Source organism: Lederbergia citrea (assembly GCF_018343525.1).
Classification (GTDB): domain Bacteria; phylum Bacillota; class Bacilli; order Bacillales; family Bacillaceae_C; genus Lederbergia; species Lederbergia citrea.
Window position 1 is genome coordinate 323,668 of the sequence record NZ_JAGYPH010000002.1, and the last position, 21,374, is coordinate 345,041.

Annotated in this window: 18 protein-coding genes and 1 other annotated feature; of the genes, 12 read left to right on the forward strand and 6 right to left on the reverse strand. The window is 40.1% G+C overall.

Going from position 1 to position 21,374, the window contains the following annotated elements:
• Positions 1 to 27: 27 nt before the first annotated feature.
• Complete coding sequence (locus tag KHA88_RS10745) at positions 28 to 3,372, reverse strand: GH36-type glycosyl hydrolase domain-containing protein (protein ID WP_213121908.1); 3,345 nt, start codon at positions 3,370 to 3,372, stop codon at positions 28 to 30.
• A 339-nt stretch (positions 3,373 to 3,711) separates the two neighbouring features.
• Complete coding sequence (locus tag KHA88_RS10750) at positions 3,712 to 4,908, reverse strand: cytochrome P450 family protein (protein ID WP_213121909.1); 1,197 nt, start codon at positions 4,906 to 4,908, stop codon at positions 3,712 to 3,714.
• 272 nt (positions 4,909 to 5,180) lie between these two features.
• Here KHA88_RS10750 and KHA88_RS10755 point away from each other — a divergent pair, with 272 nt between their 5' ends.
• From KHA88_RS10755 to KHA88_RS10785, 7 genes are all read left to right on the forward strand, one after another.
• Positions 5,181 to 5,906, forward strand: coding sequence for a YwaF family protein (locus tag KHA88_RS10755; RefSeq protein WP_213121910.1), 726 nt, complete (start codon positions 5,181 to 5,183; stop codon positions 5,904 to 5,906).
• Positions 5,907 to 5,919: 13 nt separating this feature from the next.
• Positions 5,920 to 6,078, forward strand: a complete 159-nt coding sequence (locus KHA88_RS10760) for a hypothetical protein (protein WP_213121912.1) — start codon at positions 5,920 to 5,922, stop codon at positions 6,076 to 6,078.
• Entirely contained in the window at positions 6,002 to 6,160 is a 159-nt protein-coding gene (locus KHA88_RS21540; RefSeq protein WP_488153859.1) for a hypothetical protein, read from the forward strand. Before KHA88_RS10760 ends, KHA88_RS21540 begins: the two co-directional genes overlap by 77 nt.
• A gap of 510 nt (positions 6,161 to 6,670) precedes the next feature.
• Positions 6,671 to 7,138 carry a P-loop nucleotide/nucleoside kinase family protein gene (locus KHA88_RS10770; RefSeq protein WP_213121913.1) on the forward strand — a complete coding sequence of 156 codons (468 nt, stop codon included), beginning with the start codon at positions 6,671 to 6,673 and terminating at the stop codon, positions 7,136 to 7,138.
• A gap of 172 nt (positions 7,139 to 7,310) precedes the next feature.
• The gene (locus tag KHA88_RS10775) at positions 7,311 to 7,844 is read left to right on the forward strand and encodes a sigma-70 family RNA polymerase sigma factor (protein WP_213121914.1); all 534 of its coding nucleotides are present in this window, start codon (positions 7,311 to 7,313) and stop codon (positions 7,842 to 7,844) included.
• 5 nt (positions 7,845 to 7,849) lie between these two features.
• Positions 7,850 to 8,257: a PadR family transcriptional regulator gene (locus KHA88_RS10780; RefSeq protein WP_213121915.1), complete on the forward strand. Its 408-nt coding sequence runs from the start codon at positions 7,850 to 7,852 to the stop codon at positions 8,255 to 8,257.
• 7 nt (positions 8,258 to 8,264) lie between these two features.
• A complete protein-coding gene (locus KHA88_RS10785) occupies positions 8,265 to 9,548 on the forward strand; it encodes an FtsW/RodA/SpoVE family cell cycle protein (RefSeq protein WP_213121916.1) in 1,284 nt (427 codons plus the stop codon).
• Positions 9,549 to 9,597: 49 nt separating this feature from the next.
• Here KHA88_RS10785 and KHA88_RS10790 read toward each other — a convergent pair whose 3' ends face one another.
• The 3 genes from KHA88_RS10790 to KHA88_RS10800 form a co-directional block, all read right to left on the reverse strand.
• Positions 9,598 to 10,701 (reverse strand): ABC transporter permease, encoded by a 1,104-nt coding sequence (locus KHA88_RS10790; RefSeq protein WP_213121917.1) that lies wholly within the window; start codon positions 10,699 to 10,701, stop codon positions 9,598 to 9,600.
• 4 nt (positions 10,702 to 10,705) lie between these two features.
• Positions 10,706 to 11,635, reverse strand: a complete 930-nt coding sequence (locus KHA88_RS10795; RefSeq protein WP_213121918.1) for an ABC transporter ATP-binding protein — start codon at positions 11,633 to 11,635, stop codon at positions 10,706 to 10,708.
• A 63-nt stretch (positions 11,636 to 11,698) separates the two neighbouring features.
• Positions 11,699 to 12,742, reverse strand: a complete 1,044-nt coding sequence (locus KHA88_RS10800; protein WP_213121919.1) for a hypothetical protein — start codon at positions 12,740 to 12,742, stop codon at positions 11,699 to 11,701.
• 990 nt (positions 12,743 to 13,732) lie between these two features.
• Here KHA88_RS10800 and KHA88_RS10805 point away from each other — a divergent pair.
• From KHA88_RS10805 to KHA88_RS10815, 3 genes are all read left to right on the forward strand, one after another.
• Complete coding sequence (locus KHA88_RS10805) at positions 13,733 to 14,329, forward strand: histidine phosphatase family protein (protein WP_213121920.1); 597 nt, start codon at positions 13,733 to 13,735, stop codon at positions 14,327 to 14,329.
• Positions 14,330 to 14,519: 190 nt separating this feature from the next.
• On the forward strand, positions 14,520 to 15,179 hold the full coding sequence (locus KHA88_RS10810) for an HAD family hydrolase (RefSeq protein ID WP_213121921.1): 660 nt from the start codon (positions 14,520 to 14,522) through the stop codon (positions 15,177 to 15,179).
• A 90-nt stretch (positions 15,180 to 15,269) separates the two neighbouring features.
• The gene (locus KHA88_RS10815) at positions 15,270 to 15,650 is read left to right on the forward strand and encodes a cytochrome-c oxidase (RefSeq protein WP_213107652.1); all 381 of its coding nucleotides are present in this window, start codon (positions 15,270 to 15,272) and stop codon (positions 15,648 to 15,650) included.
• Positions 15,651 to 16,199: 549 nt separating this feature from the next.
• Here KHA88_RS10815 and ggt read toward each other — a convergent pair.
• The gene (ggt, locus tag KHA88_RS10820) at positions 16,200 to 17,960 is read right to left on the reverse strand and encodes a gamma-glutamyltransferase (protein ID WP_213121922.1); all 1,761 of its coding nucleotides are present in this window, start codon (positions 17,958 to 17,960) and stop codon (positions 16,200 to 16,202) included.
• A gap of 172 nt (positions 17,961 to 18,132) precedes the next feature.
• Positions 18,133 to 18,350 (forward strand) — a binding site (T-box leader).
• 40 nt (positions 18,351 to 18,390) lie between these two features.
• Here ggt and argS point away from each other — a divergent pair.
• Together argS and chrA are read left to right on the forward strand one after the other, a co-directional pair.
• Positions 18,391 to 20,082, forward strand: coding sequence for an arginine--tRNA ligase (gene argS / locus KHA88_RS10825; RefSeq protein WP_213107654.1), 1,692 nt, complete (start codon positions 18,391 to 18,393; stop codon positions 20,080 to 20,082).
• 14 nt (positions 20,083 to 20,096) lie between these two features.
• On the forward strand, positions 20,097 to 21,275 hold the full coding sequence (gene chrA / locus KHA88_RS10830; RefSeq protein ID WP_213121923.1) for a chromate efflux transporter: 1,179 nt from the start codon (positions 20,097 to 20,099) through the stop codon (positions 21,273 to 21,275).
• Positions 21,276 to 21,374: the final 99 nt, after the last annotated feature.

A 21,374-nucleotide genomic window follows, 5' to 3' on the forward strand; every position in this document is an offset into this window, starting at 1 on the left:
TCCTTGCAAACAGCCAACGCTTCATCTTTACATAAAAATTTCAATTGTATTTTGCTCGGCGCTTAATCGTTTGATCCAATCCTCTTTTGCAATGCGGACGCCGCCTTCGCGGTACGAGTTATCGACTTTAGCTACATCAAGGAGTTCCCCATTGATTTTAATCGAGCGTTCGACCCCACCAGTCAGATGATAGACAAACATAACTGGGTTGTCATCAATTTCAAACTCAAAGCGCAGACCATCAAGCGTTTGCGGTAAGACCGGGTCAATCACTAAATCACCAGCATGGAAACGGATGCCTAGTGCATTGGAGATCAACTGGTTCATATAGATTCCAGGTCCGCTTGAATAAATGCGCCAGCCGCCTTTTACCGGCACGGAGCCAGTTCTTAGCTCATTAAAGCGCTCTTGTGCTTCGTAGCGTGTATCAAACTTTCCATCCGAGCTGCTGAAGTACGAGTTGCTTTGACGAATTTCTGCATTCGGAACTGCATTTTGAATGCTGACCGGATTAATGATTTCAAGCCCGTTCCACACATCCTCTGCTTTACCAAGCTTCGCCATTGCTTCTACGTAGCGAATATGGGCATGAACGTATTGCAGTCCTACTTCTCGACCGAAGTTGGCTGCCTGCTCAGCACGTTGGAAATGCGTACTTACCCCGCCTTCATAATTAGCAGGTCGGTTCATTAACCGGACACCATCTGGGCAGTAAAACTGTTCTTGAATAAGCTGATAATGTGCCTCTGCTTGAGCCGGTGTCAAAAGCTCACTAATCATACTGCGTGTCATCGGAAGCAGGCGGTATTGGATACCTGTCTTCGTATCTTCAGGGTGGAGCATTTTTTCAGGTTGACCAGGCGTTTCCATGTACACAAAGCCCGGAATTACGTTAGAAGGCGCCATATACTTATGGAAATCAGCGTTGATGCCTGCAGCCATTTCGTGAAGTTCTGCTGCTTCCTTTGGATCTTCAATTTCAAGCGCTGTTGCCAGTTGTTTAATTGATTGATAAGTCAAAGCTACCGTCCAGCTGCTAGACATATATTGTTTGAGCTGGGCATTTGCTGGTTGTAGTGTATCATCCCAGTCGCCATCGCCGTAGGAAGACAAGTACGTATCATGCAGGAAGTGCTCTTTAATATAGTTAATTTCCTTTTTCGCATGGTCGTAAATAGTCGCAGTCTCTTCAGTTAACTCAAAGCTGCCACGTATTGTATAAGGCACTTTTTCTTGTAAAATACCGAAATCCTGCGTCACATTTAAGTAGTCACTTAGAACCTTCAATGGCCAAACAATGATATCTCCATGGCTTTCACCAGCTTGAATCGTGTTATAACGGTCAAACATGAACCACTGTGGCCAGTTGCCATCATCTTCATATTGATGAGTAAATACGGTTTTTAGGATGTCTTTTACGACATGATATTTTTGTGTTGCCATAAAATACTCAACAGGTCCTTGGCAGACATCGCGAGTTCCCCATGCAGCTCCGCCATATTGCTCCAGGCCGTGCGGGACAGAGTAGTGAACGAGCATGTTGTGCGTATACCACCATGCAAGCGTATTGAACTTCTCTACAGCTTCAGGTGTTGAATCATGCTGTGATAGCTTGAAGCCATTCATCGTTTTCTTGAAAAATTCACGGTAGCGTTCGATTTCAACTGCATCATCGCATTCGCTGAAAGGGAATTCTTTTCCGTGTAGTAAACCTTGAACAGTCATAGACCAATCGGCAGTTTCTTTTACATCAAGAACTACAAGAGAAGCTGAGTTTGGCTCTGCATTTTCAGCAAATAATTGCTCGTCTGTCACAGTGAATTCTGCTCCTGTCATACGAAGACGGTAAGTTAGGTCAGGATAGTTGTTTTTATTAAAGGAATGTTGACCCGCTTTAAACGTAAGAGTTTCGTTCTTCTGTTCCATGACAAATGGCGCCTGGTACTCATTACTGTCTAATGTAACTTGATTTGTGACTAAGTAACGGTAAGCCTTGCCGCTTTCCGAACGAACATGCATATGCACTTCCGTCGAATCGACTGTTGTAAAGTTTGTAATGACAAACGTTTCTGTTGCCGTTTTATAGTGCCAACGAGCATAGTTAAAGCCCATTTCAAATAGGGAAGGCATCGTTAGCAGCTGATAAGTGCCGTCAATATTTACATAAATGCGTTGCCCAGATGTTTTCATCACATTAAGAGCGTTTCTCGCATTCGTGTTAAATTTATTAAAGGACGTATTGCCAACAACGAGCTGACAGTTAAAAATTCCGTACATATAAGAAGTTGTCGTGATCACTTCTTCAATATTTTCTACATTGTTTCCGCTCATTAAAATATGGCCATGCGGGCGCTCGACCAATAGCTCTTTTTCCTTTAAGACGATATGTTCATGTGTATCTGTAAAGAAAGCGAGCAATGTCTCGCCGTCATATTCTTCTTGATGGCGCTTAGGGAAGAGGCGGTTGATTTCTTCCACTGTCACTGATTGAGTTTGAAGCGGTTCACCAATGACAGGTGAGAGGGATACTTTATTCACTGAAGTAAAATTAGGTTGCTCCAGTTTATTAACCTGCTCCCATGCTTCGAAAATTTCTTGTTCAAATTCCAAAGTAGAAACCGCTTCTGTATGGTTTTCTTTAAATAAACCGTAAAACACGAATTGTGCTGAACCTGAAAGTTTCACTCGCTCCGACTGTAGAGCAGTGTAGGCAAACTCATATTGGTATACTTCATTTGCTAAATTAGCTTTCGACAAAGCTTCCGGCTTATTTGTTTCTTTATATGATTTTCCGAAGAACTGGAATCCATCTGTTGAATAGCCAACAACTTTCGATAAAGCTCCTTGCTGTAAATAAGGGAAGCCTGTTGATTGTGGCTGGTTTTGACGAGAGCAAACAATATAGCCTCTCTTATCGTCATTAAAAACTTTATAGTCAACATATTGAGACATATACGCTTCATTGGAACGAACAGCGCCTTGGTCGGCAAGACCAACATCTTGACCATAAACGATGTCCACATATGCATCGGATCCTTCTAATTTTACATCCCAAAACCAAATTTTTTGATCTGTCAATGTAAAAGTAACTTCATAGTCAACTTGTTTGTATGAACCTTTCCAACACACTTGTTCATCGGAATGATAGAACAGGCTAGAAGATTGGACGCCAAGTAAAGGAATGGCTTCAATATGATCGTTCTCATGAAAACGCAAATAGATATTATTTAAAGACCCATCTAATGGATTCGCAAACCATTGGTTGAGCATAAGGTGGTTGTGGGTGGCTGCATGAACGTCCCCACTGTTTAAAAAGGAAAACTGAATATTTCCAGCATTAATTTTTATAATCGAGTCTGTAATGGTAGTCATTGTTTTCTCCTTTTATCGTTATAAGAACATCCCAATCGAAACGTTTCGATTAGATCATAATTGAATTATAATCGCTTTCAAAAGGGTAGTCAATGATAAAATCGAAACGTTTTTATTTTAGTAATACAAACAATATCCTGGTCCTTTTTATACAGGGTTCATTACTGACTTAAATATTTTATTCTGAGGGAAGATACTCGATAAGAGGTGATATCATATCATTCAAAGCACTTTGATTATGATAGGAGCTCGAGGAGCACAACAAAAAATGGTGGAGGTACAGAACCTTCACCATTTTTTCGATTAATCCCAATAGAAGATTGATGCTTTTATTCAGGCTCACTCCAAGGATAATGGAAGTTTTTTTACCCCTCTAACAATCATACCTGATCTCCATTCGAGATCTTTTTTATCAGCATTCAATTTAACATTTGGATAACGTTGGATAAAACTATTAATGGCAATCTCACCTTCTAAACGAGCAAGTGGGGCGCCGAGGCATGCGTGAATACCTTTTCCAAATGCCAAGTGTTTACTTTTTTCTCGGGTAAGGTCAAAGACTTCTGGGTCGTTAAATTGGTCCGGATCATGGTTTGCTGAATTAAGGGCCACAATCACTAGATCACCTTTACTGATTGACTTTCCTTTAAACTCTAAATTTTCAGCTGCCCAGCGGGAGGTACTAAATTCTACTGGACCATTGTAGCGAAGTACTTCTTCAATAGCAGTATGAATGAATGCTGGTTGACTTTTTAGCAACTCCAGCTGTTCTGGATGTTCTAATAAAGCCATCATAGCATTACCAATTAAGTTTACTGTGGTTTCGTGGCCTGCAATAATTAAAAGAGTCACAACGCCGTATAGCTCTTGCTCCGTTAGTTGATCCCCTTGTTCTTCGGCAATAATTAGTTGACTGATTAAGCTTTCTACTGGATTTTCTCGGACAATCGCGAATAGTTTTTTGAGATATTGTACAAAGTCATTCATATGTTGGTGCATATCTCGGTCAAATTCCCCGTTTGGGTCTTCGATAATTGAATTAGACCAAAGACGAAACTTGTCACGATCCTCTGTTGGAATTCCAAGTATTTCACAAATAACGATGATTGGTAAGGGGAAAGCAAACTCATTAATTAGATCCACATGTTGCTTTCCGGCCATTTCGTCAAGCAACACATTTGTAATTTCTTGGATACGGCCTCTCATCCCAGCAATTAATTGTGGTGTAAAAGCTTTTGAAACAAGCCCACGTAAACGCTTATGATCGGGCGGGTCGGCAAAAAGCATGTTTTGGCTAAATATATCGTCATGTTCCATCTCTTCATCATAAAGCTTTGTATAGTCTTTAATAAACCTTCGATCTTTTAAAGCTGCAAGCGCATCCTCATATTTCGTTATTATCCATGCATATTGACCATCTGGAAGTAGTACATAGGAAACAGGATCTTCTTTTCTAAGCTTTGCATAAGCAGGATAAGGATTTTCCGTAAATCCTTTTGAAAATAAGCTAGCCTTTAATGGCTCAGTCGGATTCATTATCATTTTCCCCTTTCGAAAAGACGCTCATATAGTATGTTTATATCCTATTAACCTTGCAGATTCATTGTTGACTTCATATCCATGCGAATTAATAATCTCTTTATTATCATATAATTATATATATTCTTCCTTAATGAATGAAAAGCCTTTATCAATATAGGTTTTTTTATGAAAAAGGAGCTCGAATTGCAGCTTTTTCAGAATCGGTTTTTCTACAAAACTTGTGAAAAATTCATAACATAAATTAATACTTGAAAAGGGGAAAATACATGGCCAAAAATGAAGATCCCTCATTCGTAATGTTTTCAACAGCTCATATTATGGCAGGAGTGGTATTATGCCTTTCTATTTTTTTACTATTTATTTTAAAACAGAAACGGCCACATCAGTTGAAGAAAAGCCTCCTACTAGAACGCTTTTTTGCCTTATCATTATTGATAATGGAGGTCCTTTATCATGTTTGGATGATTAAGGCAGGAAGGTGGGATCTGAGTAATTCGTTGCCGCTTGAGTTATGCAGTATTAGTTTAGTCGCGGCCATCCTCCTCCTATGGACTGGGAACAGGCATTTATATGATTTTGTTTTTTTTGCTGGTATCGGAGGAGCGCTTCAAGCTGTGGCAACTCCTGATTTAGACCTCAGCTATCCTCACTTCAGATACTTCCACTTTTTTTATACTCATTTTGGCATTATTTTAACAGCGCTTTATTTTACATGGATGAAAGGATTTGGACCAACCTTTAAAGGAATCATCAAAACGATGGTTGCCTTAAACTTGTTGCTACCGCTCGTTTTTGCTGTGGATATTTTCGTTCATGGGAACTATATGTTCTTAAGAATGAAACCGATAGGTGGGAGTCTGCTTGATTTTCTAGGCCCATATCCATGGTATATATTATCGCTCGAAGCGGTAGCTATTCTAATGTTCGTATTTCTATGGTTACTTTTTAGGAAACGGGCGGTTATTGAAGAAATTATTGGAATGCAAAAATAAATTTTTAATAAAAATGATGAAAATCCCCATCATTCTTTTCCCCAATCCATCATTAAATAAAGGGAAAGTTGAATTTAATTTAGGGATGGATGATGATGGCGAAGAGATACCGGGGGAAAACATTGTGGCGGTTACAATCGAGAGGACGTGGGGAGTGCCCGTTATGTGGTAAGAAAAGAATTAAATTATTGTACACTCATAGAACTGAAGCAAATGAAAACATTCAGGTATGTAAAAACTGCCGACATAAATAATTCGCCAGGGCTACTTAGGCGGATTTTTTTATTAACAGAAGTAATTCTTAAAGAAGGAATTCAAAATAAGCCTAAAGAATATTTAAGATTGGGGAACTCAATAAGCCCTGATAATATTGTGATTCATGATAACTTTTCAGAAGTGGAGAAAATGTCTTAGTAGGAAAATCCAATCGGGATAAAACAATTGGAACAAATAAATTTCTAATAGGGGCATTGATTTATAAGATCTAAACCAAATAGAAATGTACCATGAGAAGTGAAAAAATAATGCTGAATTTAGTAACCATTTTCCAACACATCCTATCTTATAGAATATTGTGCCTTCATCGTTACAATTTTATTTTACCCAAAGATCTTTAAACTAACGTAAAAGAATTGTAATGATTGAGTTAATTTTGATATCTAGAAGTAGTCTAGCAACTTCAAAGAAGGAAAAGTCAGGTGGCTAAGGGAATATTATATTTAGAAGAGTAGGATATTTGGAATCCACTTTTCAAAAGACTGGAGATGAGGACGATCGCGACTCTTCATTTAATGATCGGTCTCCCATGTAGTGGTAAAACTACACTTGCACGGGAACTAGAAAAGAAATATTCTGCACTTCGTCTGACTCCTGATGAGTGGCATATTCCTTTGTACGGACACGATCTTGATGAAAAAGAACATGAAGCTAGACATGATTTAGTGGAGTGTATGCTGTGGGATTTGGCTGCGAGGGTTTTAGTTCTTGGTGTAGATGTTATTTTGGATTTTGGCTGTTGGGCGCGTAGCGAGCGTGATGATTTCCGTTCACGAGCAGCGGAATTAGGAGCCGATTTTAAAATTCATTTTCTTGACGTATCTGAAAAGGAGCTTTTGGAGCGCCTTGCAGCAAGAAATGCTCAGCTTCCTAAAAATACGTTTAGAATTCCAGAGGAAAAGCTTAAAGAGTGGATATTGATGTTTGAACCGCCTTCACAAGATGAGCTTAAATAATCGACTTATTTTAGACTTGACCGAAATTTGAGAAGAAGTTCAAACTCGCCAGAGGTGTATAACTGTAGATAGGATTAACAAAACGGTAAGGCATTTGTCTGCCGTTTTTTCAATTGAATTAAAAACTTTTTAGAGTGATGCCTCGTCTTAGATATAGGAAGGGGGGACCGATGTGGAAGAATTAACGATTGAAGTGTTTGAAACTGAAGATATAGAAGAAAAAATCGATGAAATTATGAAAATATACGGCAATGAAATTTTTCATCTTGTATATTCCTATGTAAAAAATAAAGCAGTGGCTGAGGATTTAACTCAAGATATTTTTATTAAATGTTATAAGGCTCTTCATACATATAAAAGAAAATCTAAGTTTAGAACATGGTTATGGCGAATTGCTATTAATCACTGCAAAGACTATTTAAAAAGCTGGTACAACAAAAATGTCATTATTAGTGAAGATGAATATAGAAAAAACTGTTCCCAAAAGGAAACTGTCGAGCAGGCTGTCATCCAAAAAGATGAAGATCATCGACTGACATCTGCAGTCATGGATCTACCCATCAACTATCGAGAAGTGATTTATCTTTTTTATTTTGAAGAATTGCCAATCAAAGAAATTTCTGTAGTCATAGGACTGAAAGAAAACACGGTTAAGACACGGCTTAGAAGAGCAAAGGAACTTCTAAAAGAAAGATTGGAGGAATAAGCAAAATGGAAGATCGTTTAAAAAACCTTCGTAAATCAATGGAGAAAACGACTTTTAACCAATTGAAGTTTACAGAGCGGCAGCGAAAGGATATTCGGGAAAAAATCAACAAACAAAACGAAAGTGAAGAAGACATTTTACTAGCGATCATGCAGCTTCTTGTTCTTGAAAAGACAGGCTTTGAATTAGCTAAATATTTACGGAGCCGGGGTATTCAAAAATTCGAGAATAACGAAGGATTATTATACACGCTATTACATCGTCTGGAACAGTCCGGTTGTTTACAATCAAACTGGGATGAGTCAGCAGCTAAGCATTATAAGTTAAATGATAAAGGAAGAAAAATATTACGAAAAGCAGAAAAAAAACAAACAAAGAAACGATTTGTTTTAACAGAATTATTAGAGGGGTGAGGGGATAGTGAAGAAAGGAGGACATTTCTTTTTAAATGAAGTCATCAATCAAATCCATTCGAAAGAAGCAAGGAAGTATGTAGCTGATGAATTGGGTTACCATTTAAAGAAGGCAAAGAGCGAATGGATAGGGAAGGGACTAACTGAAGAAGAAGCTGAAGAAAAATCGATTGAGCAGATGGGGAGCCCAATACTACTCGGTAAACAACTTAACAAACTTCATCGGCCAAAGGTAGATTGGTTGATGGTCATCTTGTTGATAACGGCTTTATGTCTTGGGTTCTTACCGTTATTTGCTCTCGGCTACATGAACGGAATACATTTTGCAATATATAAGGTCATCTTTGTCCTTTTCGGTGGTGCTGCAGCTCTTGGTATGATTTTCATTGATTATCGGAAATTGAAAAAGTACGGATGGATGTTTTTCACAATAGGAATGCTCATCCTCATCATGATTAGCCTTTTTTCAAACATAATGATCAATGGGCTTCCTTATGTAAGATTTGGACCTATGAGAATTGAAAGCTCGATGGCTTTACCATTCTTTTTTCTTGCCTGGGCTTCTTTTTTTAATAACAAAAAGTTGAAAGTTTGGCATTTTGTCACTTTGTTTTTACTTTCTTTTTATTCATTCCTTAGTATACCTACTCTTTCAATAACTTTCATTTATTTTATCATGGTATTTGTAATGCTTTGGTGGAGTGAGTTTAGTCGAAAAGTGATTGTAACGATAACAGCGCTAACAGTTGGTTCATTTTGCATCACTGGTATAACACTTTGGCGATTTCTAGCAATTTATCAGAAAGAAAGAGTGCTGGCGTTTGTAAACCCTGAAAAATATCCAAATTCTGGTGGTTTCACTATGTTGCAGCATAAAGAGCTCCTGTCAAAAGCAGGCTGGTTTGGAAGTCCAATGAACAATGAATTAATATCAGAAGCTCATACAAATTTTGTTTTTGTAAGCTTTACTCACTACTATGGCTGGCTTTTTGCTATCGCTCTTGTTTGTATTCTCTCACTATTTGCAGCACGAATCATTGTAGTCATTCCAAGAATAAATGATTCATATGGAAAACTTCTTCTTATCGGGGCTGTTGCTCTCTATACAATCCAGCTGGTTTACAATATCGGGATGACACTCGGATTTTTACCATTGACTACTATGTCCTTGCCATTCATTAGCTATGGGTTGATGCCTATTCTGCTAAATGCCATTTTAATTGGACTTGTGTTAAGTGTATATCGTCGTAAAGATTTGATATCCAGTAGAGTGATTTTTGATGAAAAGTAGATAAGGCTTTTATTAACATAAAGAAAAGCACAGCGGAAACCTGTGCTTTTCATGCTTGCCACCTAAAAAACTTTGCCCCAATTGCAAATGTCCCAATTCCCCATAAGGCAAGTATGCCAATATTTAGCCAAAAGCTCGTGTTCATGATACCGAGTCCGTACACCATGCTGTCACGAATACCATTTGCGAAGTAAGTAAGTGGAGAGATGACGGCAATTGGTTTTACATAGCTAGGAAGCATTGATAATTCGAAAAATATTCCACTTAGAAACATCATGATGAAGCTGAAAATATTCGCTAGACCCATATAGCCATCCATTGACCTAGTAAATGCTGATATCATGAAACCAAAAGCGGAAAAGGTGATCGTACCGGCGATAAAGATTAGGATAAAAGAAAGTATATTTACATGTAAAGAAGCTTTGAAAAAAAGAACTCCGATTAAAGTAAGTAGTACGATTTGAAAGACCGAGAGAATTAGACGCACTAATGAAATACTAAACCCAAACGTTTTCATCGTGATCGGTGTCAGCATCAAACGTTTTAAAAGTCCATTGCGGCGCATTTCAATCATGCTAACCATCCCGAAGAGCCCTGCTTGCGCGATGGATAATGCAATCATACCCGTTACAAGGAAATCGGCATATTTCAGCTTATCATTACCGGCTGAAATATATTGTGTCTGTAAAGAAAGCTGTGGGGTCACGCCTGCGATTTGATAGTTTGTTCCTTGCAGGATACTGTTAATGATCCCGCCCATTGCTTGACTTAGTGTGGAATTTTCCTTTTCTTTGTTCAATAACAGTTCTATGGATTTTGCGTCAGGACTACTAGGCAGCACAATAACGGCATCCACCTTTTTATCCTTTAGCCAATCTGCAGCTTGTGCTCGACTAACAGGAGAATCCTTTTTCCACTTAAGTACTGGTATATGTTTTAAGGTCGATTGGATGTTTTCAGCAAGTTCATTAGGCTCTTCCATAACAGTAACAATTTTAGCCTCAAAGGACGAATCGCCTTCATTCATTCCACCAAAAATGGTAAGGAAAATAACCATAAGTAAAACGGGAAAAGCGATGGACCAGCCCCATACCGATTTTTCGCGGAAAGTAGATTTAAAATTAGCTTTAAAGAGCTTACGAAACTGTTTCATTGATTTAGTCCCTCCACTCTTTCCCGGTATATGATAAAAAAACGTCCTCAAGGCTTAAATCTTTAATCCCGATTTGCTCAACTTTTATTTGATTTTCTGTCGTATACTTAAAAAGATGGTATAGCGATTCTTCCGGACTTGTTGTTGAGAAAATGAGCATGTTCTGCTCTGCTTTTACTTTTGTTACTCCCGGGTATTCCTTCACTACTTGAATTATTTCTCTAGCATCCTTGATACTTGCGGGAAAAGATAGATGAATTTCCCTTTCTTTCGATAAAACTTGTATTAAGTTTTGAGGCGTATCTAATGCGATTATTTTACCTTGGTCAACAATACAGACACGATCGCTTAACTTTTCTGCTTCTTCCATGTAATGAGTCGTTAAAATTGTCGTTTTTCCTAAGCTTTTAAGTTTCAGTACAATATCCCAAATATTTCTCCGTGCTTGAGGGTCAAGCCCTGTTGTTGGTTCATCAAAGAACAGTATATCGGGATCATTGACTAGTGCAATCCCGATTGCCAGTCGTTGTTTTTGCCCGCCAGATAATATTTTCACTCGTTTATTACGATGTTCAGTTAAATTAATGAAATCCAAAATTTCGCCAATTGATCGTGAACGTTTATAGAGACCAGCAAACACATCTAGGCTTTCATATACTGTAAGTAAGTCAAACAATGCACTTGTCTGCGGCTGGACACCGATAATTTGCTTAATCCGCCTCGAATCGCTTTTCCAGTTCATACCTTTCAGTTGGATTTCCCCGCTATCCGGAGTTTGCAGCCCCTCAATCATCTCCAGTGTCGTTGTTTTACCAGCACCGTTTGGGCCAATAATCGTAAATATTTCCCCGTTTTCTACGGAAAAGCTGATATTATCCACAGCCACTACTGATTGAAACGTTTTTCGAAGTTTCTTCACTTCCAATATGGGCAAATCAAATCCTCCTTAAAAAAGTGATTTTGGAAAAAAACCTTGCACGGATTAATTGTATTCCACCTACTTTGGAACGATACCTGGGTTGGTTAACAGAATTTCCTCGGTGGTTTCCCATAGCCTAGGTAGGAACTGGATAACATCTTCTCCTCGACGAATGAGATCGTCGGTGGATTTGATTCCGAGATCGGCAACAATTTCTTCAAAGGCTGGTAAGAGTGTACGTTGCAGGTCCGGTGGGCCGTCTGTTTCAAGAATCTTATGGCAACGTGCAAATGTTGCTACAATCCAAAAGACCGCTTCTCGGTGGTCGCCGGCCTGGATGAGCGCACGACTTCCGTCAATAGCGATCGGTCGCGATTCGGTGGTGATGTCAGTGCTGAAGAAAAACGGCGTCTTTGCTACTGCCGCTGCGGCGTCGAAGGTTCGCGCGAGTTCGTCAAGATGATGTTCGACGCGTTCGGGGGTCAAATGAGCACAGCCGAGCAATTTTAGTAGCTCTGAGTAAAGATCTTCGTGTCCGTACTCAATAAGGACTTCACGGGCAGCGAGGTAGCGCAGTCTTACAGTAGGATTCCGGAGTGCCGCCACTAATAGAACATGCGTGGTCACGCCGGTCGGAAACATCCATGAATTCACTTGATCATAGAATGGACCGGAAGTGTTGATGGTCCTTAGCCCGTTCTCAATTTTCTCTCGGACGTTCTCACATCTTCGGCGTACCCACGTCCGCTCAGCAAAATGACGAGAGACCTGTTTTTGCAGTTTGCGCAGATGTCCCGTAGGATCGTCGATGATTGTATCCACCCGGAAGCTTCCCGCCAAATGATAGGATGTCAGAACTTCCTCGAACGAAGCGAGTTGACTCGAGGATAGGTAAGTGGCCTCTATCAGCGTGTTATCGTAGATGAACTTTCCAAGCTTTTGCGGCGGCTCGTCGTGTGCGGTGACGACTACGACGTCGACATCCGATGACTCTGACAGCTCCGCGTCATCGGGCTTCCCTATAATTGAACCGCTAAAATATGCCCCCCTGAACCAATCTTCTTTGCTGGCGTACTTCATGACCCACTCAACTGCTGCAGCTTTTGCTGGCCCGACTCTCATAGACAGCATCCTCCATTTCGCTTAAATTTGTAGTTTGAGGGACTTACCGAGTTCTTTTTTGTTAGGTTTTCTACACGAATAATCATTTAAGAGAAACCTCCACGGGTAAATTGTATAGCGTTTACATTTTATCTGAAAAAAATCGTAAAGAATAGTCTGAAAATAATTCTTTAAGTGTGATATACTTGCTATAGAAAGATATTTACAAACCAAAACAAAACCCTTGAAATTCCGGTTTTTCCGGATATTTCGGGGGTTTTTTTATTTAATAAAATTCTCATATTGTTTGGAACAACAACTAGCGTAGCTTCACAAGCGATTCTAGATTGGTACTCCGATTTGTTCTTTAGCGGCTCGTAAATCCGCTGAGTGGCTTGAATCCTGTCACGAGTGGCTCGTAAATCCGCTGAGTGGCTTGAATCCAGTCGCGAGTGGCTCGCAAATCCGCTGAGTGGCTTGAATCCAGTCGCGAGTGGCTCGCAAATCCGCTGAGTGGCTTGAATCCACGCGTGAGTGGCTCGCAAATCCGCTGAGTGGCTTGAATCCTGTCGTGAGTGGCTCGCAAATCCGCCGAGTGGCTTGAATCCATGCGTGAGTGGCTCGCAAATCCGCTGAGTGGCTTGAATCCACGCGTGAGTGGCTCGCAAAACCGCTGAGTGGCTTGAATCCTGTCGTGAGTGGCTCGCAAATCCGCTGAGTGGCTTGAATCCATGCGTGAGTGGCTTGAATCCATGCGTGAGTGGCTCGCAAATCCGCTGAGTGGCTTGAATCCTGTCGTGAGTGGCTCGCAAAACCGCCGAGTGGCTTGAATCCAGTCGCGAGTGGCTCGTAAATCCGCTGAGTGGCCCGAATGAATTCGGGAGACTTGCGGAAATTTGTTAAGCGCCGCCCTGTTAAAGGAATAGTCATGTAGAAAGGAGAAGTATTTGATAAGCACCTGCGTAATTACTCAGGGAAAATTATCATCTCAAAAAATAGGGGACGAATCATTTGAAAACGAATTTATTTTTCGTCAGACATGCTCATTCTACTTATACAACTGATGAACTCGGAAGGCCTTTGTCAGAACGAGGCTTTATAGATGCCGAAGCGGTAACTGAAGTACTAAAAACCGAAAATATCGAACATGTCATTTCCAGTCCTTATAAACGTGCGATTCAAACAGTGGAAGGGATTGCCAGTTACATAAATACAGAGATTGAGATTGTAGATGGCTTTAAGGAGCGTACTCTGTCAGAGGAATCCGTTGATAGTTTTACAGATGCCATTACAAAAGTGTGGGAGGATCCAACCTTTTCTTGGGAAGGTGGGGAATCAAATCTCATAGCCCAAATAAGAGGAATCGAAATTACTTTTCAAACGCTAGAAAAGTATGAAGGGAAAAACGTTGTTATCGGAACACACGGTAATATCATGGTTTTGATTATGAATCACTTTGATAAGAAGTTCGATTTCACATTCTGGCAGGAACTTGAAATGCCAGATATTTATAAATTGACTTTTGATAATAAGAATCTAGTTGAAGTAAAAAGAATTTGGAATCGAATAGATAGGGGTGTTTCTCATGATCAGACTAGAACCAATTAAAGCAGCAAAACAGTTCGTCGAAAAAACATTCCAACTTGCCAGGGAGCAGTATTAGCTGGTAGCTTAGTTAGGGGTGAAGGAACAGAAACCTCAGATCTTAATATCTTTTAGAACCATATGGTGGTCGGTTATTCGAGGGTTTTTCTATAGGTAAAATCTAAAATGGAAAAACAGAAAAGGATGATATTTTTTGATTAAAGCAGTTATATTTGATTTTGATGGCACGATTGTTGATACAGGGTCGGCATGGTTTGATATTTATCGGGCCGTGTTGAAGGAAGAGCATCAATACGATCTATCACTTAAGGATTTTGTGAAAATTGTAGGAACAACAGATGAGGCCTTATTCGATTTTATCGATCAGTCGCTCGATAGCCCACTTGACCGGAAATTGTTCGGGGAGAAAGTCAAAGAACATTTTAAAGAAATAAAAGAGCAGCTAGTTTTAAGGGAAGGATTTTTGGAGATTTTGGAAAGCATCAAAGACAGCGGCGTCCAACTTGCCGTTGCTAGCAGCTCGAAACGTGACTGGGTTGTCGGGTTCCTAGATCGGTATGGACTCACCAAATATTTTCCAATAATATTCACAGCTGAAGACGTTCAAGAAGTGAAACCGAACCCTGAGCTTTATATTAAAACATTGGAGGCACTTGGCGTTGATCCGGACGAGGCTGTTGCAGTAGAGGATTCAGCTAACGGTTCGCTTGCTGCCATTCGAGCCGGTATCAATTGCCTCATCATCCCCAACGATGTAACCAGATCCTTTGAATTTCATGAAAAAGCTCAATTGATCGAATCATATGCTGAGTTTGACCTTGTTCGATATTTGAAAAAAGAAACATGGAATTAAATACATACATTTCTCTATGATAAAAAGCATGCAACAAATGTCCCTTTCATATAATTTATTGAAGTGAAAATTATATGAGGGGGGTTTTTAATGGGAGTCAAGCTGATTAAGATTGCTGTCGTTTATTTTTTGATCGGTATTTCTTTTGGGCTTTATATGTCTTTAACTCATGTCTTCAAATTGGCGACTGTACATGTTCATATTAATTTGCTTGGATGGATGTCACTTGCCGTTGCTGGTATTTTATATACTTTATTCCCACAACTTGCGCAAACATCAGCGGCTAAAGTTCATTTTTGGCTACACAATATCGGCTTGCCCGTCATGATGATTAGTATTGCTTTAGCCATTTTGGATGTCAGTCCAATATTTTTTCTCATAGCCACTATTGGTGGTGTAGTGACTGTGATTGGCATTTTCTTCTTTGGTTTTAATGTGTTGAAAAATTTAGGTAATGAATCAAGCATATAATTAATATAGGAAGCACCTCGTCTAATATATGATCGGGGTGCTTTTTAGATTCTACCGATCCAAAACTGCTTTTTCTTCTGTCACAGACGGCAAACTTCCTTGTCACTCCGATCATTATAATTCATAATTTTTATAAAAACTCCTGCCTTCTAGCTGCTTTTCATGGAATAAGCTATTTTGAGAATACTTATAAATAATCCAAGAATACGAAGGAGTACAAAATACGTATGATTAAACGAAGTCGGAAAGAGAAAAGGAAGAACAATAGCGAGCGTTATACCATCGGTGATTTTTTTGTTGATATGCTCTTTTGGTTTTTTGAATTATTGTGGTTGCCTTTCCGTTTGTTGTTTGTCGGAGTAAGTTATGTTGTTCGGTCGATTCTCAATCTTTTTTAAAATGAGGGTGTCAATAGCTTCATTGACATAAAACAACCGACATACCAGGAAACCCTTTGGAATGTCGGTGGTATTCATGAATTTTATGAGTCTATGGAGGAATAAATAAACTTAATCCTCAAACCCAAACCGAGGCTTTAAAATCTATGAATCACTTCTTCTTATTCCCTTTATCTTTTCCAAGCCCAATGGCTGATCCTTCACGGCTTGAATCAGCAGCCCCGTAATAGGCGCCGGTTTTAGGATCGACCATGATTGCTTGGACATTTCCGATTTCCCCATGATTTGCTTCCCATTTATGCCCCATTTCTGCAAGCTTAGCTCTTACATCATCAGGAACTCCTTGTTCCCAGCGAATGGTTGGGAATTGATTGCTGTAGATGCGTGGTTCTTCAATGGCATCTTTTAAGTTCATATCATAATCAATAACATTTAAGATTGTTTGTAATACAGAAGTAATAATCGTTGGTCCACCAGGGGAGCCAACTGTCATAAACGGCTTTCCGTCTTTCAAAAGCATCGTGGGCGACATGCTGCTTAGCGGCCGCTTGCCTGGCTGAACTTCATTGGATCCTCCAGGGATTGCATCAAAATCGGTCAACTCGTTATTCAGCATAATGCCATACTCCGGCACCATAATTCCTGTGCCGAATAATTGTTCAATCGTCGTTGTATACGTAACGATATTTCCCCACTTGTCCGCTACGGTAAAGTGAGTTGTTTGGCCAATGGCTTTTTCGTCGTTTTGTTCTACGTAAGAGTGAACGCTGCCATCTTCATATTTCCATGGGTCTCCAGGCTTTACATCCTTATTTGCTTTGTCCAGGCTAATCAAGCTGCTGCGTTCGGTGAGATAGTCCGGGTGTAGCAAGCCTTTTTCGGGAATATCGATGAATTCCGGGTCTCCCATATAAGCACCTCTGTCAGCATAAGCAAGGTGCATCGCCTCAGCAAGCAGATGGTATTTTTCAGCAGAGCGGCTATCATACTGACTAATATTGAATGGTTCCAAAAGCTTGAGGATTTGAAGCACCGTTAATCCGCCGGAGCTTGGAGGCGGCATAGCAGCCACATCGTATCCTTTATAATCAGAATAGAGCGGCTCATCAATCGTATATTCATAGTTTTTTAGATCATCGATGGCCATGCTTCCGCCAAAGTCTTGGACCGTTCCAGCAATCGAGTGTCCAATTTCTCCTTTATAAAATACATCCGGACCTTGCTTTTGGATTAACTTAAATGTACGTGCCAAGTCTTTTTGAACTAATAGATCGCCCTCTTTTAAAGGCACGCCATTTGGTAAAAAGACGTTTTTTGCAGCGGATTTTGCAAGCTTGTCCTTATTCTCTTCGATCGCATCTGCTAAAACCCAGTTTACTTTTACCCCTTTTTCGGCAAGCTTTAAAGCCGGTTGGATAAGTTCGTGGAATTGTCTAGATCCCCATTTTTCATGTGCGGCATAGAGACCGGCTAATGTTCCGGGAACACCGACAGCATTTCCGTGGGTGTGACGGGCTGCAAAGGGGATGGCCTTTCCATTTTCGTCAAGGAACATATCAGGCGTTGCTCCAGCGGGAGCTCTTTCCCTGCTATTAATGATGGAGATATCTTTTGTTTTCGTATCATAAACCATCATAAAGCCGCCACCGCCGATTCCGGACATCATCGGTTCCGCTACATTCAGCGCAAATTGGACGGCGATCGCAGCATCAACGGCATTGCCTCCTTGCTGAAGAACCTTTGCTCCGATTTCAGAGGCAGCAGGATGTGCGCTTACAACCATGCCATCTTTTCCTGCAGCGGTCTCGCTTGAAGAATCAAAATTGCTAGCGCTTACATTGAAATGTGGGAAAATTGGTATAAGCATGAGCGTCAATAGAATGGATAAAATGGATAAACTAGTTTTCTTCATCATATTTTCCTCCTTGTAAAAGTTATCCATTTCACTTTACTGAATATATTGAATATTATCATGAGAACAAAGGGCACAGTCCATCGGCATGAATAACTTGTAAAATTTTCCTGGTGAAAGGAATTTCAGTTTGATTTGTTTGAATTTTTTATATATAATAACTGAAAATATATGAAATTCTATGATGAAGAGAGTAGTTATGGTGGCGTCTAAAAGCGAGTTAGGGATGGTGGAAGCCTAATAGTCCCGTCATAACGAAGCGCACTTCTGAGGAACAGCCTGAAATGTGATAAAAGTAGGGTGTTAGTCGGGGGAGGATCCCGTTATCAATATGTAAGAAGGTTCTTTGTGAACAATAAGAGTGGTACCGCGGGTAATCTCGTCTCTAACTAGGAGACGGGATTTTTTTATTTTTAAGGAGGCGAACGAAATGAATTTAGTGAAAATGTATGCGGAGGAAGTTTCTTTACAATTAAATGGGATTTTACAACTAGATGAGGTTGAAAAGCTGATTGAAAAACCAAAATATGCCGATCAGGGAGATTTGGCATTTCCATGTTTTACACTCGCTAAAATGCTTAGAAAGTCTCCGCAAATGATTGCCAACGAGATAGCGGATAAGATCAAAAACCCTATTTTTGAAAAAGTTCAAGCTGATGGACCTTATTTAAATTGCTTTCTCAATAAACAAATTGTCAGTAAGGAAATTCTACAGACACTTTTAAAAGATGGATCTAACTATGGTTCCCTTGATATTGGCAAAGGGAAAAATGTCGTCATTGACTTTTCTTCACCGAATATTGCAAAGCCTTTTTCCATGGGACATCTGCGGTCAACAGTGATTGGCAATGCGATTGCAAATATCGCGGAGAAATGCGGTTATCGAGCGGTGAGAATTAATCATCTTGGTGATTGGGGAACCCAATTCGGAAAACTAATCGTTGCTTATAAACTTTGGGGTAGCGACGAGAGTATAACGGTCAATCCAATCAAGGAATTATTAGATCTTTATGTAAAATTTCATCAGGAAGCTGAAGTTGATTCAAAATTGGAAGACGAAGCCCGTGCTTGGTTTAAGAAATTAGAGGATGGCAATGAAGAAGCCTTGCAACTTTGGAAATGGTTTAGAGACGAATCTCTTCAAGAGTTCTCCAAAATATATCAATTATTAGGCGTTCACTTCGCTTCTTATCAAGGTGAGGCATTTTATAACGACAAAATGGATGAAACGATTGAGCTCTTGAAAAAGAAGGGACTGCTCCATTCCTCCGATGGTGCACAAGTCGTTGAGCTAACCGAATATGATTTGCCGCCTTGTTTAATTGAAAAATCTGATGGGGCTACTTTGTACGCAACGAGGGATCTTACGGCAGCACTGTATAGACAAGAAACATACAAGTTTGAAAAAGCTTTATATGTAGTTGGGCATGAACAAAGCCTGCACTTCAAACAAGTATTCCTCGTTTTAGAGAAGATGGGGTATGACTGGGCAAATCAAATGGAACATATTCCATTTGGCTTTATCCTGAAAGACGGGAAAAAGATGTCGACAAGAAAGGGGAAAATTGTTCTTTTAGAAGAGGTAATTGAAGAAGCAATTGAATTAGCTTTAAAGAGTATCGAAGCCAAAAATCCAGGGCTTCCAAATAAAGAGGAAGTTGCGAAGATGGTTGGAGTTGGCGCGATCATTTTCCATGACTTAAAAAATGAGCGGCAAAATAATATTGAATTTTCTCTTGAAGAGATGTTACATTTTGAAGGCTCAACGGGTCCATATATTCAATACACTCATGCGAGAGCATGTTCGATTTTAAGAAAATCTCATATTGATTTGACGGGATTGAATCCAGAAGGACTGAATGATGACTATAGCTGGACGATTTTAAAAATGTTAATGGAATTTCCGAGTGTGATTCAAAGAAGTTTTAATCAAAATGAACCTTCACAAATCGCGAGATATTTAATTGCATTGTCGCAAGATTTTAATAAATATTATGGTCACGTAAAGATATTGTCGGAGGATCAGGAGCAAGAAAGTAGACTTGCTTTAGTCAAAGTGGTTACGATTGTTTTGAGTGAGGGGCTGAGACTCCTTGGAATAGAGGCTCCAGAGGAGATGTAGGTTAAGGAAGGGGTATGAAATTGAAACACTCCCTATGGGAAATTTTACGGGTTTCTACGAAATTGGGACTGACATCCTTTGGCGGTCCCATCGCCCATTTGGGCTATTTTAAAAATGAATATATAGATAAAAGAAAATGGCTGGACGATAAAACATATGCTGATATTATCGCGCTATGTCAATTCCTTCCTGGCCCTGCGAGTAGTCAGGTGGGTATCGCAATCGGTATTTTACGCGGAGGGTTAATAGGAGGGATTCTCTCCTTTTTAGGATTTACATTGCCATCTGTCCTAGTTTTAGTCTTATTTGCCTTTTTATTTAAAAACTTTGAGATTGCCGATGCGGGTTGGATTCATGGACTTAAAATTGTAGCAGTGGCAGTCGTAGCGCAGGCAGTCCTCGGTATGGGGAAAAAGCTAGCGCCTGATAAGCCAAGGGTGACCATTGCTATTTTGGCTACTATTTTTACATTGCTATGGCCGTCAGCCATTGGTCAAGTTGCTATTATCGTTTTGGCCGGGATTATGGGAGTCTTCCTTTATAAAAATCAGACATTCCCTGACGTCCGGGAAATGAGCGTGTCCATTAGCAAAAAGATAGGAATTGCGGCCTTGGCAATCTTCTTCATTCTGTTATTCGGCTTGCCATTTTTGAAACAGGTGACTCAATTGCAAGCTGTTGCGGTCTTTGATGCTTTTTACCGTGCGGGTTCACTCGTGTTTGGGGGCGGGCATGTCGTTTTACCTTTATTGGAAAGGGAACTTGTGCCAACTGGCTGGATTGGCGGTAGTGAATTTTTGGCTGGATATGGAGTTGCTCAAGCCGTTCCCGGACCGTTATTCACTTTTGCGGGCTATCTTGGAGCTATGATTAATGGAGTCAGTGGGGCGCTCCTTGCAACCCTTGCGATTTTCTTGCCGGCGTTTCTTCTCGTTGTCGGTTCGTTGCCGTTTTTAAATGAAATCCGTAAACGACCGCGTTTTCAAGCAGCATTGACTGCAATTAATGCTGCGGTAGTGGGCATCCTGCTGGCCGCTTTGTATAATCCGATTTGGACGAGCACGATTAAAACAACCGGTGATTTTGCCATTGCTTTGGCACTGTTTGGGTTGCTGACATATTGGAAGGTAGCGCCGTGGATGGTTGTATTGATTGGTGCTTTGGCTGGGGTTTTAATCGGAATTGCGGCCTAATTGTCCAGAAGGAGAAAACCGGAGTTCACTCTTCCGGTTTTTTTATTACATCATAAAATAGAAAATTTCATCATAAATTAGGTCATGCGTTACGATTTG